Source organism: Pseudomonas benzenivorans (assembly GCF_033547155.1).
In the GTDB taxonomy this organism is placed as follows: Bacteria; Pseudomonadota; Gammaproteobacteria; order Pseudomonadales; family Pseudomonadaceae; genus Aquipseudomonas; species Aquipseudomonas benzenivorans_B.
This window is the reverse complement of the sequence record NZ_CP137892.1, coordinates 2,576,125-2,589,389: the sequence shown is the minus strand read 5'-3', so window position 1 is coordinate 2,589,389 and position 13,265 is coordinate 2,576,125. Positions and strand designations below refer to the sequence as shown.

13 protein-coding genes are annotated in these 13,265 nt (G+C 67.5%); all 13 read left to right on the top strand.

The features are described 5' to 3' along the window. Positions 1–83 precede the first annotated feature (83 nt). Complete coding sequence (locus SBP02_RS11660; RefSeq protein WP_318641907.1) at positions 84–848, top strand: 1,6-dihydroxycyclohexa-2,4-diene-1-carboxylate dehydrogenase; 765 nt, start codon at positions 84–86, stop codon at positions 846–848. A gap of 73 nt (positions 849–921) precedes the next feature. Beyond that, positions 922–2,262 carry an MFS transporter gene (locus SBP02_RS11655; protein WP_318641905.1) on the top strand — a complete coding sequence of 447 codons (1,341 nt, stop codon included), beginning with the start codon at positions 922–924 and terminating at the stop codon, positions 2,260–2,262. Between the two features lie 26 nt (positions 2,263–2,288). Then, a complete protein-coding gene (locus SBP02_RS11650) occupies positions 2,289–3,410 on the top strand; it encodes a muconate cycloisomerase family protein (RefSeq protein WP_318641903.1) in 1,122 nt (373 codons plus the stop codon). A 16-nt stretch (positions 3,411–3,426) separates the two neighbouring features. Next, positions 3,427–3,717 (top strand): muconolactone Delta-isomerase, encoded by a 291-nt coding sequence (gene catC, locus SBP02_RS11645; RefSeq protein WP_318641901.1) that lies wholly within the window; start codon positions 3,427–3,429, stop codon positions 3,715–3,717. Positions 3,718–3,753: 36 nt separating this feature from the next. Further along, positions 3,754–4,692, top strand: a complete 939-nt coding sequence (gene catA / locus SBP02_RS11640) for a catechol 1,2-dioxygenase (RefSeq protein ID WP_318641899.1) — start codon at positions 3,754–3,756, stop codon at positions 4,690–4,692. A 162-nt stretch (positions 4,693–4,854) separates the two neighbouring features. Then, a complete protein-coding gene (locus SBP02_RS11635; protein ID WP_318641897.1) occupies positions 4,855–6,072 on the top strand; it encodes a benzoate/H(+) symporter BenE family transporter in 1,218 nt (405 codons plus the stop codon). A 144-nt stretch (positions 6,073–6,216) separates the two neighbouring features. Continuing rightward, on the top strand, positions 6,217–7,506 hold the full coding sequence (locus tag SBP02_RS11630) for an OprD family porin (protein WP_318641894.1): 1,290 nt from the start codon (positions 6,217–6,219) through the stop codon (positions 7,504–7,506). Positions 7,507–7,593: 87 nt separating this feature from the next. Beyond that, complete coding sequence (locus SBP02_RS11625; protein ID WP_318641892.1) at positions 7,594–8,763, top strand: ABC transporter substrate-binding protein; 1,170 nt, start codon at positions 7,594–7,596, stop codon at positions 8,761–8,763. Between the two features lie 75 nt (positions 8,764–8,838). Further along, the gene (locus tag SBP02_RS11620; RefSeq protein WP_318641890.1) at positions 8,839–9,699 is read left to right on the top strand and encodes a branched-chain amino acid ABC transporter permease; all 861 of its coding nucleotides are present in this window, start codon (positions 8,839–8,841) and stop codon (positions 9,697–9,699) included. A gap of 26 nt (positions 9,700–9,725) precedes the next feature. Beyond that, entirely contained in the window at positions 9,726–10,766 is a 1,041-nt protein-coding gene (locus SBP02_RS11615; RefSeq protein WP_318641888.1) for a branched-chain amino acid ABC transporter permease, read from the top strand. Beyond that, complete coding sequence (locus SBP02_RS11610) at positions 10,763–11,521, top strand: ABC transporter ATP-binding protein (protein WP_318641886.1); 759 nt, start codon at positions 10,763–10,765, stop codon at positions 11,519–11,521. Before SBP02_RS11615 ends, SBP02_RS11610 begins: the two co-directional genes overlap by 4 nt. Continuing rightward, positions 11,521–12,237, top strand: coding sequence for an ABC transporter ATP-binding protein (locus tag SBP02_RS11605; RefSeq protein WP_318641884.1), 717 nt, complete (start codon positions 11,521–11,523; stop codon positions 12,235–12,237). Before SBP02_RS11610 ends, SBP02_RS11605 begins: the two co-directional genes overlap by 1 nt. After that, the gene (locus SBP02_RS11600) at positions 12,234–13,211 is read left to right on the top strand and encodes a methyl-accepting chemotaxis protein (RefSeq protein ID WP_404824330.1); all 978 of its coding nucleotides are present in this window, start codon (positions 12,234–12,236) and stop codon (positions 13,209–13,211) included. Before SBP02_RS11605 ends, SBP02_RS11600 begins: the two co-directional genes overlap by 4 nt. Positions 13,212–13,265 lie beyond the last annotated feature (54 nt).

Here is a 13,265-nt window from a genome sequence, read left to right as displayed (position 1 = left end):
CCGGATTTCATCCGGGCTACGGGACTTGAAGCGTCGGGGGGCAGCCCATTGCCCCGGGGGCTTCGTTGAGTGAGGTCGGGACTATGAGCAAGCGTTTTCAAGACAAGGTGGCGGTGATCACCGGCGCCGCCCAGGGCATAGGTCGGCGGGTGGCCGAGCGCATGGCCGAGGAGGGCGCGCGCCTGGTCGTGGTCGACCGTTCCGAGCTGGTCCACGAGCTGGACGGCATTGGCCCGGTGCTGTGCCTGACCGCCGACCTGGAGCAGTTCGCCGATTGCCAGCGGGTGATGATGGCGGCGCTCGAGCATTTCGGCCGCCTGGACATCCTGGTCAACAACGTCGGCGGCACCATCTGGGCCAAGCCGTTCGAGCACTACCGGGCCGGGGAGATCGAGGCCGAGGTGCGCCGCTCGCTGTTCCCCACCCTGTGGTGCTGCCACGCCGCCCTGCCGCACATGCTCGAGCAGGGCAGCGGCGCCATCGTCAACGTCTCCTCCATCGCCACCCGCGGCGTCAATCGCGTGCCCTACGGCGCGGCGAAGGGCGGCGTCAATGCGCTGACCGCCTGCCTGGCGTTCGAAACCGCCGAGCGCGGCATCCGCGTCAACGCCACCGCGCCGGGCGGCACCGAGGCGCCGCCGCGCCGTATTCCGCGCAACGCCGCCGAACCGAGCGAGCAGGAGAAGCGCTGGTACCAGCAGATCGTCGACCAGACCGTGCAGAGCAGCCTGATGAAGCGCTACGGCACCATCGACGAGCAGGTCGGCGCGATCCTCTTCCTGGCTTCCGATGAAGCCGCCTACATCACCGGCGTGACCCTGCCGGTGGGCGGTGGAGATCTGGGCTGAGCCCGCTCGCCACCGCCGAGGGATAGACCCGCCAGGACGCACTCGTATCACAACAACAAAAGAGTCCCGAGCCATGAGCAAAATCGACGTCCACGACATCATCGACAACGCGGGCTTCACCCGCTTCCACTGGATGGTCATGGCGCTGTGCGCCCTGCTGCTGATCTTCGACGGTTATGACCTGTTCATCTACGGCGTGGTGCTGCCGGCGATCATGCAGGAGTGGGGCCTGACCCCGCTCGAGGCCGGCGCCCTGGGCAGCTATGCGCTGTTCGGCATGATGTTCGGCGCCCTGGCCTTCGGCACCCTGGCCGACCGCATCGGCCGCAAGAAGGGCATCGCCATCTGCTTCGCGCTGTTTTCCAGCGCGACCATCATCAACGGTTTCGCCAGCAACCCGACCGAGTTCGGCATCTGCCGCTTCCTCGCCGGCCTCGGCTGCGGCGGCCTGATGCCCAATGCCGTGGCGCTGATGAACGAGTACGCGCCCAAGCGCCTGCGCAGCACCCTGGTGGCGGTGATGTTCAGCGGCTATTCGCTGGGCGGCATGCTCGCCGCCGGCGTCGGCATCTACATGTTGCCGCGTTTCGGCTGGGAATCGATGTTCTTCGCCGCCGGCGTGCCGCTGTTGCTGCTGCCGCTGATCCTGTGGAAGCTGCCGGAGTCGGTCGGCTTCCTGGTGCGCCAGGGTCGTCATGCCCAGGCCCGCGCCATCCTGCAGCGGATCGCGCCGGACGTGCCGCTCGCCAACAGCGGCGAGCTGGTGATGAGCGAGAACAAGGGCCAGGGCGTGGGCGTGTTCGAGCTGTTCCGCGAGGGCCGCGCACTGCGCACCCTGTGCCTGTGGCTGGCGTTCTTCTGCTGCCTGTTGATGGTCTATGCGCTGAGTTCCTGGTTGCCGAAACTGATGGCCAGCGCCGGCTACAGCCTGGGCTCAAGCCTGTCGTTCCTGCTGGCGCTGAACTTCGGCGGCATGGCCGGCGCCATCCTCGGCGGCTGGCTGGGCGACCGCTTCAACCTGAGCAAGGTGATGGTGGCCTTCTTCATCGCCGCCGCCGTCTCCATCAGCCTGCTCGGTTTCAAGAGCGCGCCCGCGCTGCTCTATCTGCTGATCTTCATCGCCGGCGCCACCACCATCGGCACGCAGATCCTGCTGTACGCCGGCGCCGCGCAGTTCTATGGCCTGTCGATCCGCTCCACGGGCCTCGGCTGGGCCTCGGGCATCGGCCGCAACGGCGCCATAGTCGGGCCGCTGCTGGGCGGCGCGCTGATGGCCATCGACCTGCCGCTGCAGCTCAACTTCATGGCCTTCGCCGTGCCGGGCGCGGTAGCGGCCCTCGCCATGACCCTGTTCGCCCTCAGCAGCCAGCGCCGCCGTCGTGCCGCGCCGGGTGCTGCGGTGGCGGCTTCCTGATCACACCCTGCGGAATCTGAGCCGAAATGAGTCAAGTCCTGATCGAAAGCATCGAGGCGATCATCGTCGATCTGCCGACCATCCGCCCGCACAAGCTGGCGATGCACACCATGCAGAAACAGACCCTGGTGGTGATCCGCCTGCGCTGCGCGGACGGTATCGAAGGCCTGGGCGAGTCCACCACCATCGGTGGCCTGGCCTACGGCAACGAGAGCCCGGAGAGCATCAAGCAGAACATCGACAGCCACCTCGGCCCGCTGCTGCTCGGTCAGGACGCGGCCAATATCAACGCCGCCATGCAGCGACTGGACAAGGCGGCCAAGGGCAATACCTTCGCCAAGTCCGGCATCGAAAGCGCGCTGCTCGACGCCCAGGGCAAGCGCCTGGGCCTTGCGGTCAGCGAGCTGCTCGGCGGCCGCGTGCGCGACAGCCTGGAGGTGGCCTGGACCCTGGCGTCGGGCGACACCGCCAAGGACATCGCCGAGGCCGAGCAGATGCTCGAGGCGCGCCGCCACCGCATCTTCAAGCTGAAGATCGGCGCCGGCGAGGTCGACCGCGACCTCAAGCATGTGATCGCCATCAAACAGGCCCTGGGCGACTCGGCCAGCGTGCGGGTCGACGTCAACCAGGCCTGGGACGAGTCGGTGGCCCTGCGCGCCTGTCGCATCCTCGGCGACAACGGCATCGACCTGATCGAGCAGCCCATCGCGCGGATCAATCGTGGCGGGCAGATCCGCCTGAATCAGCGCAGCCCGGCGCCGATCATGGCCGACGAATCCATCGAGAGCGTCGAGGACGCCTTCAGCCTGGCCGCCGACGGCGCCGCCAGCGTGTTCGCCCTGAAGATCGCCAAGAACGGCGGCCCGCGTGCCGTGCTGCGTACCGCGCAGATCGCAGAAAGCGCCGGCATCGCCCTGTACGGCGGGACCATGCTCGAAGGGGCAATCGGCACCCTGGCCTCGGCCCATGCCTTCCTCACCCTGCGTCAGCTGACCTGGCACACCGAGCTGTTCGGCCCGCTGCTGCTGACCGAGGAGATCGTCACCGAGGCGCCGCAGTACCGCGACTTCCACCTGCAGGTGCCGGCCACCCCGGGCCTGGGCCTGACCCTGGACGAAGAGCGCCTGGCGTTCTTCCGCCGTCCCTAACGAGGAGATCGATCCCATGCTGTTCCACGTGAAGATGACCGTAAGACTGCCGGCGGACATGGACCCGGCCCGCGCCACCCAGCTCAAGGCCGACGAGAAGGAACTGGCCCAGCGTCTGCAGCGCGAGGGCAAGTGGCGCCACCTGTGGCGCATCGCCGGGCACTACGCTAACTACAGCCTGTTCGACCTGGAGAGCGTCGAGGCGCTGCACGACACCCTGATGCAGCTGCCGCTGTTCCCCTACATGGATATCGAGATCGACGGCCTATGCCGCCACCCCTCGTCGATCCATTCCGACGACCGCTAAGCCCGGCGCCATAACAACAACGCGAGGTTAACCGTCATGACTATCAAGATTTCCCACACTGCCGAGATCCAGAAGTTCTTCGAAGAGGCCGCCGGCCTCACTAACGACCAGGGCAGCCCGCGGGTCAAGCAGATCATGCTGCGCATCATCAACGACGCGGCCAAGATCATCGAAGACCTGCAGGTAAGCGACGACGAGTTCTGGACCGCCGTCGACTACCTCAACCGCCTGGGCGCACGCAGCGAGTTCGGCCTGCTGGTGCCGGGCCTGGGCCTGGAGCACTTCCTCGACCTGCTGCAGGATGCCAAGGACGCCGAAGCCGGCCTCAGCGGCGGTACCCCGCGGACCATCGAGGGCCCGCTGTACGTGGCCGGCGCGCCGATCTGCGAGGGCGAGGCACGGATGGACGACGGCAGCGAGTTGGATGAAGCCACGGTGATGTTCCTCGAGGGCGTGGTGCGCGACACCGACGGCCAGCCCGTGGCCGGCGCGGTGGTCGACCTGTGGCACGCCAACACCAAGGGCAACTACTCCTTCTTCGACAAGAGCCAGAGCGAGTACAACCTGCGCCGGCGCATCGTCACCGACGCCGAAGGCCGCTACCGCGCGCGCAGCATAGTGCCGAGCGGCTACGGCTGCGCCCCGGACGGCCCGACCCAGGAATGCCTGGACCTGCTCGGCCGCCACGGCCAGCGTCCGGCGCATATCCACTTCTTCGTCGCGGCGCCGGGCCACCGCCACCTGACCACCCAGATCAACCTGGATGGCGACCAGTACCTGTGGGACGACTTCGCCTATGCCACCCGCGAGGGTCTGGTCGGCAAGCTGCGCTTCGTCGAGGACGCCGCCGCGGCCGAGGCCTGTGGCGTGCAGGGTCGTTTCGCCGAACTGGTGTTCGACTTCGAGGTGCAGAAGGCGCCGGCGCCGGCCGCCGAGCTGCGCAGCCAGCGTCCGCGGGCCCTGCAGGACGCCTAAAGGGCAGGGGGGAGCTGGTGCTCACTCCCCGAACCCTAGGCCTGGAACCAAGGGCGGATGGCCACAGCGCCATCCACCCGAGGGCTCCCCGCTTCACCCACAACAACAGCGATCCGGGCTTCTGGCCACGGATGGCGAGCTGCACCCTGACGACGAGGTCTTATGAAAACCTTGTTCCACGATTTCTCGCTGTCTGCCCTGGTGGCAGGCTGCATCGCCACGCTGATTTCCTACGCCGGGCCCCTGGTGATCATCTTCCAGGCGGCCGACAGCGCCGGCCTGTCCCATGCCCTGTTGTCGTCCTGGGTCTGGGCCATCTCCATCGGCAGCGCCGTGCTCGGCATCGGCCTGAGCCTGCGCTACCGGGTTCCGCTGGTCATCGCCTGGTCGGCGCCGGGCTCGGCCCTGCTGGTCACCCTGCTGCCGCAGATCAGCCTGAACGAGGCGGTCGGCGCCTACCTGGTGGCCAACCTGATCATCCTCCTGGTCGGCCTGTCCGGCGCCTTCGACCGCATCATCGGTCGCCTGCCGGCGGCGATCTCCGCGGCCATGCTGGCCGGCATCCTGTTCAGCTTCGGCACCGGCCTGTTCGTCTCGCTGAAGAGCCAGCCCGTGCTGGTGCTGGCGATGTTCGCCACCTACCTGATCTGCAAGCGCCTGCTGCCGCGCTACGCGGTGATGGCGGTGCTGCTGGTCGGCGGCCTGGTCGCCTTCGCCACTGGCGAACTGCATGGCGAAGCGCTGGTGATCGGCCTGGCCGTGCCGGTGTGGATCACCCCGGAGTTCAGCCTGGCGGCGATCCTGAATATCGCCTTGCCGCTGGTGATGGTGGCGCTGACCGGGCAGTTCGTGCCCGGCATGGCGGTGCTGCGCAACGCCGGCTACCAGACCCCGGCCAGCCCCCTCATCAGTGCCAGTGCCACAGCCAGTCTGCTGCTGGCGCCATTCGGCTGCCACGGCCTGAACCTGGCGGCCATTACCGCGGCCATCTGCACCGGCCGCGAAGCCCATGAAGACCCGCGCAAACGCTACGTGGCCGGCGTCGTCGGCGGCCTGTGCTACCTGCTGCTGGGGCTGTTCGGCGCGACCCTGGTGTCGCTGTTCGGCGCCTTGCCCAAAGAGCTGATCGCCGCGCTGGCCGGGCTGGCGCTGTTCGGCGCCATCGGCGGTGCCCTGGCCGGCGCCATGGCGGTGCCGGAGGACCGCGAAGCGGCGCTGATCACCTTCCTGGTGACGGCCTCGGGCATGTCCCTGCTCGGCCTGTCGGCCGCCTTCTGGGGGCTGATCTTCGGCATCGCCGCCCACCTGCTGCTCGGCGCGCGACGCAACAACCAGGCGTCCCGGGCCGAGGCGCTGGGCGAACGGGAGGTGGCGCGCTAGGCCGGCCGTTCCATCGGTTATTGCCGCCTTGCCTGGGGGATACCGGGGCAGGGCGGGGGTAAGGCCACCCGCTTGCGTTGCCGCGACTCGTTGCCGGCAAGGGTGGAAGTCAACATCACGACAACAACTACAAAGAGTGAAACGATGATGCAATCGATCCCTGCACCCCGCGTATTGCGGGCCCCCTTGTCCCTGGCCGTCGCCCTGGCCTTGCCCGCTAGTCTGATGGCGGCCGAAGGCGGCTTCGTCGCCGGCAGCAGCGCCACCCTAACGGCGCGCAACTACTACTTCAGTCGCGACTACTCCGACATCGTCGGGCCGAACCAGCAGTCCAAGGCCGAGGAGTGGGCCCAGGGCTTCATCCTCAACTTCAAGTCCGGCTATACCCCGGGCACCGTCGGCTTCGGCATCGATGCCGTGGGCCTGCTCGGCCTCAAGCTCGACAGCAGCCCGGACCGGGTCAATACCGGCCTGCTGCCGGTGACTGACGAGGGCAGGGCGGCCGACGAGTACAGCCGCCTGGGCGCGGCGCTGAAGGTCAAGGTATCGAAGACCGAGCTGAGGATCGGCGAGCAGCAGTTGATGCTGCCGGTGCTCTACTTCGGCGATATCCGCCTGCTGCCGCCGACCTACCAGGGCGCCAGCCTGGTCTCCAACGAGTTCGCCGGGTTGACCCTGCAAGGCGGCCAGCTGCGTTCCACCAGCCTGCGCAACGAGGCGGGTGACGGCGAGCTCGGCGCCATGGTGGGTTTCGTCCCGCGCCGTCAGGCCGGCCAGTTGGTCACCACCGACCGGTTCAACTACGCCGGTGCCGACTATGCCTTCAACGACAACCGCACCGCGGTCGGTGCCTGGTACGCCCAGCTGCAGGACCTCTACAACCAGCGCCATTTCAGCCTCAAACACAGCGAGCCGGTGGGCGACTGGGTGCTCGGTGCCAGCCTCGGCTACTTCGACTCGGCCGAGGACGGCGAGCAGTTGATCGGCAAGCTGGACAACCAGGCGGCGTATTCGCTGCTGTCGGCCAAGTACGGTGGCCACACCTTCTACCTCGGCTACCAGGCGATGTTCGGCGACGACGGCCTGCCGCGGGTGTTCGCCAACGTCAGCCCGCTGGGCAACGAGGTGCCGACCTTCACCTTCGATTCGGCCGACGAGCGCTCCTGGCAAGTCCGCTACGACTACGACTTCGCGGCCCTGGGCGCGCCGGGCCTGGTGGCCGGGGTGCGCTACATCCAAGGCGACAACGTCGACACCGGCCGCGGCTTCGAGGGCAAGGAGTGGGAGCGCGACCTGGACATCGGCTACGTGGTGCAGAGCGGCTCGCTCAAGGGCCTGGGCGTGAAAGTGCGCAACGTCACCGCGCGCTCCAACTACCGCACCGACGTCGACGAGAACCGGCTGATTTTCAATTACACCTGGAGCCTGCTCTGACTTCCTGCGCCGCTCCGGCCTGGGCGTCGGCGCGGCGCAACTTAGATCCGTTACATCCCGACAACCTTGCGACCATGGAAACTCACGATGAACAACTATAAGAAAATCGCTTCCACCCTCGGTACCGCCACCCTGCTGCTGGCCCTGGGCAACCAGGCCCAGGCCGCCGACCCGGTCAAGGTCGGCCTGTTGCTGCCCTACACCGGCACCTATGCGGCCCTCGGCGAGGCCATCACCAACGGCATGAAGATGGCCATCGAGCAGCAGGGCGGTCAGCTCGGCGGGCGTGCGGTGGAGTACGTCAGCGTCGACAGCGAAGCCAACCCGGGCAAGGCGGTGCCGAACATGCAGAAGCTGGTCGATGGCGCCAAGGTCGACGTGGTGGTGGGGCCGGTGCATTCGGGGGTCGGCATGGGCGCGGTCAAGGTGGCCCGCGACAGCGGCGTACCGCTGATCATCCCCAATGCCGGTTTCAACGCCGCCACCGGTCCGCTGTGCGCGCCGAACATCTTCCGCACCTCGTTTACCTCCTGGCAGACCGCCTACCCGATGGGCCAGGTGGCCGCCGACAAGGGCTACAAGAACATCGTCACCCTGGCCTGGCGCTATGGTTTCGGCACCGAATCGGTGGAGGGCTTCAAGGAAGGTTTCGAGAAGGCCGGTGGCACCGTCAGCAAGGAGATCTACGTGCCGTTTCCGGATGTGGAGTTCCAGTCGCAGCTGACCGAGATCGCCGCGCTGAAGCCGGATGCGGTATTCGTCTTCTTCGCCGGTGGCGGCGCCGCCAAGTTCGTCCAGGACTACGCCGCCGCGGGCCTGCAGGGCAAGATCCCGCTGCTGGGTTCGGGCTTCCTCACCGAGGGCACCCTGGCCGCGCAAGGCCAGGCCGCCGAAGGTGTGCTGACCACACTGCACTACGCCGACAGTCTGGACACCGAGCAGAACCTTAGCTTCCGTGACGCCTATCGCCAGCAGTTCGGCAAGGAGGCGGACATCTACGCGGTGCAGGGTTTCGACACTGGTCTGCTGCTGACCCAGTCGTTGCAGAAGGTCGCCGGTAACACCACCGATCGTGCGGCCTGGATCGCCGCCATGAGCCAGGCGCACATCGCCAGCCCACGCGGCGACTGGAGTTTCTCCAAGGCCCACAACCCGGTGCAGAACGTCTACCTGCGCGAGGTGAGGGGCGGCGTCAACCAGGTGGCCGGTATCGCGGCCGCAGACCTGGCCGATCCGGCACCGGGCTGCAAGCTCTAGCCAGCCCTGCGGCACCCGGCCCCGCGCACCCTGGGTGCGCGGGGCCGGCCCACTCGTCTACGCCAGGTATTCCCGATGGATTTTCCTACAGTTCTGATCCAGACCATGAACGGTCTGCAGTATGGCCTGCTGCTGTTTCTCATCGCCAGCGGCCTGACCCTGATCTTCGGCATCATGCACATCATCAATCTGGCCCACGGCGCCCTCTACATGGCCGGCGCCTACCTGGCCTTCTGGTTGACCGCGCTGACCGGCAACCTGTTTCTCGCCATCCTCCTCGGCCTGCCGCTGGCGGCCCTGCTCGGGGTGTTGATCGAGCGCTTCCTGATCCAGGCGCTGTATAGCCGCGACCATCTCGACCAGGTGCTGATGACCTTCGGTCTGATTCTGGTGATCGACTCGTTGCGCAGTATCGTCTGGGGTAACGACGTCCACAGCGTGGCGATTCCGGCGCTGCTGGAAGGCTCGGTACGGCTCACCGAGACCCTCGAGTACCCGGTCTACCGGCTGTTCGTCTCCGCCGTCTGCGGGCTGATCGCCCTGGCCATGTACATGGTTTTGCAGCGCACCCGCCTGGGCATCGTCATCCGTGGCGGCGCCAGCAACCGCGAGATGGTCCAGGGCCTGGGGATCAATATCCGCGTGGTCTACACCCTGGTATTCGCCGCCGGCACGGCGCTTACCGCGTTCGCCGGGATGATCGCCGCACCGGTGTCCTCGGTGTACCCGGGCATGGGCAACCAGATCCTCATCATCGCCTTCGTGGTGGTGGTGATTGGCGGCCTGGGCTCGATTCGTGGCGCCTTCTTCGCCGCGCTGCTGGTCGGCCTGACCGCCACCTGGGGCGCGGTGCTGGCACCGCAATACGCGGGCATGGCGATCTACCTGCTGATGGCCGTCGTGCTGCTGTTCAAACCTCGCGGGCTGTTCGCCTGACACCTGCCCCTCGGAGGAAACGCCCCATGCGTCCCTTACCCCCAAGCATCCGTTACCTGTTGCTGGTGCTGGTTCTGCTGCTGGCCGGCTTTCCGCTGTTCGGCGAAAGCCTCAGCGGCGAGCAGCATGGCTTCCACCTGCAGCAACTGACCCACATCATGATCCTCGCCCTGGTGGCCCTCAGCCTCGATCTGCTGGTCGGCGTGACCGGCATGGTCAGCCTGGCCCAGGCGGCTTTCTTCGGCATCGCCGGCTACAGCCTGGTGCTGTTCGCCCCGGAGTACGAGGCGGTCAGTTTCTGGCTGGCGCTGCCCCTGTGCCTGGGCGTCAGCGCCGCCGCCGCGCTGCTGATGGGCCTGCTGATCATCCGTACCTCGGGGATCTTCTTCATCATGGCGACCATCGCCTTCTCGCAGATGCTCTATTACCTGTTCCACGATGCCGCCTTCGCCGGCGGCTCGGATGGCATCTACCTGTTCCTCAAGCCCGAAGTGGCGATCGCCGGCGTACAGCTATTGGATCTGGAGAATCCGCGCAGCCTGTTCTACCTGGTACTGGGCTCGCTGGTGCTGGTCTACCTGCTGCTGCGCACCTTCCTGCGCGCGCCGTTCGGCCGGGTGCTGCTGGGCATCAAGAGCAACGAGGAACGGGTTCGCTCCATGGGCTACAACCCGCTGTTCTACAAGCTGGTGGCCTTCGTCATCGCCGGCACCATCGCCGGCTACGCCGGCATGCTCTCGGCCACCCAGTACGGCTTCGTCAGCCCCAGCCAGGTCAGCTGGCAGCTCTCGGCCCACGCCCTGGTGATGGTCATCCTCGGCGGCATGGGTAGCCTGTTCGGCCCCATTCTCGGCGCCTTCGCCTTCGAGGGCCTGCATCAGCTGTTCGCCGGCCTGACGCCGCACTGGGAGCTGCCCATGGGCCTGGTGATCATCGCCATGGTGCTGCTGCTGCCGCGCGGTATCGCCGGTCTGCTGCTGCAACTCGCTAGCCGGCGCCAGGCCGCGGTCGCCGACGCGGCCACGCCACCCACCGACGAAACGCTGAAGAAGGAGGCCGGCGTATGACTGTCCCTGTTCTGCAAACCCGCGGACTGAGCAAGGCGTTCGGCGGCCTGCACGCGGTCAACGACATCTCCCTGAGCGTGGCGCCTTGCGAGGTGCACGCGATCATCGGTCCCAACGGCGCCGGCAAGAGCACCATGGTCAACCTGCTGTCCGGCCATCTGCAGCCCAGCGCCGGGCAGATCCTCTTTCACGGCCGCGACATCACCGGCCTGGCGCCCAATCGGGTATCGCACCTGGGCATCGGCCGCAGCTTCCAGCGCACCAATATCTTCCCCAGCTTCACCTGCCTGGAGAACTGCTGGCTGGCGGCGCAGTCGCGGTTGCAGAACTCCTTCCGCTTCTTCCGCCGCTGCGAGGCCTATGCCGAGGTGCGCGAGCGCGCCGAGCGGGCGCTGGAGCTGTGCGGCCTGGCCCGGCACCGCGACACCCTGGCCGATGCCCTGAGCTACGGCGAGCAGCGCCAGCTGGAGATCGGCATGGTGCTGGCCACCGAACCGAGCTTCCTGCTGCTCGACGAGCCCATGGCCGGCATGGGCAAGGACGAGTCGGCGCGGGTGGTCGAGCTGCTGGCCAGCCTGTCCGAGCAGTACGCCATGGTGCTGGTCGAGCACGACATGGACGCGGTGTTCAGCATCGCCAGCACCCTGACCGTGATGGTCAACGGCGAGATGCTGGCCAGCGGGCCGCTGGACCAGGTGCGCAACGATCCGGCGGTACAGCAGGCCTATCTGGGCGACGGCGAGGAGCAATTTTGATGAGCACACAAGCCCTGGTGCAGGCCACCGGCCTGCACACCTACTACGGCAACAGCCATGTCCTGCATGGCGTCGACCTGCATATCCAGCCAGGCGAGACCCTGGCGCTGATGGGGCGCAACGGCATGGGCAAGAGCACCACCATCCGCTCGCTGCTCGGCCTGACCCCGGCACGTCGCGGCGAGGTGCTGATCCGCGGCGAACACTGCAGCGGCCGCGCCACCCACCAGATCATCCGCCGCGGTATCGGTTACGTGCCGGAGGGCAGGGGCATGTTCCCCAACCTGAGCGTGCGCGAGAGCCTGATCATGGCCGCCCGCCCGGGCCTGGACGGGCGCCGCGACTGGGACCTGGAACGGGTGCTGTCGACCTTCCCGCGCCTGGCCGAGCGCATCAAGCACCTGACCGGCAACCTCTCCGGCGGTGAGCAGCAGATGGTGGCGATCGGTCGCGCGCTGATGACCAACCCCGAGCTGATGATCCTCGACGAGGCCACCGAGGGCCTGGCGCCGCTGATCCGCAAGGAAATCTGGCAGGTCATCCGCCTGATCAAGGCCAGCGGCATCGCCACCCTGGTGGTGGACAAGAACGTCAACGTGCTGCTCGACCTTACCGACCGCAGCATGATCATGGTCAAGGGGCGGGTGGTCTACGACGGCGCCAGCGCCGAGCTGCAGCGCCAGCCGCAGATTCTGCAGGAGCATATCGGCCTATGATCCCGGCGAGCCCATCGATGAGCCGGATCGCCGGCGAGCCCCGCCAGGGGCGACTCAAGTCCCTGGCGGCGTTGCTGCAGCTGACGGCGGCACTGGCCGCCACCGGCCTGCTGTTGGACAGCAACCTGCATGGTCCGCTGGCCGCCTGGGTGCTGGTCAGCCTCGTCCTGGCGGGGCTGCTGTACCACAGGCTGCCGCCGACCCTGGTCGAAGTGCAGCTGCCGGCGCCACCCGCGCCGGCCGCCGAGCCGGAGGCGCCGTTATTGCCGCCGGCGCCCGTTGCCGAGCAGCCGGCCGATCCGGGCCTGCCGCTGCGCGCGCCCTTGGCCCAGCTGCTCGACGGCATTCTGCGCACCGAGCAGGACATGCAGTACGCCACGGAGCTGGCGCGGGCGGGCGGGGAGAAGGTGCAGTTCAGCGCCGCCAGCATCCAGGCGTGCGAGGCGGCGATCCGCGACCTGGCCGGCTACATGGAAAGCATCGACCAGGTGTTCGATGGTCTGTCGCAGCAGTCGCTGCGCATCGGCGCCCTGGTCGGCAGCATTCAGGACATCGCCAAACAGACCAACCTGCTGGCGCTCAACGCGGCCATCGAGGCCGCGCGGGCCGGCGAGCACGGCCGCGGTTTCGCCGTGGTGGCCGACGAGGTGCGCCACCTGGCCCAGCGCGCCAACGAGTCCAGCGAGCAGATTCGCCAGATCGCCGGCGGCCTGCAGCAGTCGGCGCAGGAGGCGCGGACCGGGGTCGAGCATATCGGTCAGTCCACCCGCACCGGCCTGGAGAAGGCCGCCGCGGCCCTGGGGGCCATGGGCGAGATGCGTGCGGGCGCCACTGCGCGGCTGGAGATAGTCCAGCGCATCGTCCAGCGCCTGCACGAGCAGCGCGCCCTGGCCCAGGGCATGGTCGAAGGGCTGGATCAGACACTGTTCGTTAATCGCACGGATAAGCGATTATCGGATTGTTTGGCCGGCTGACTCGGCTTACCGTTGACTCACCCGCCACCCTCACGCGGTGGCACCGTCAACCGA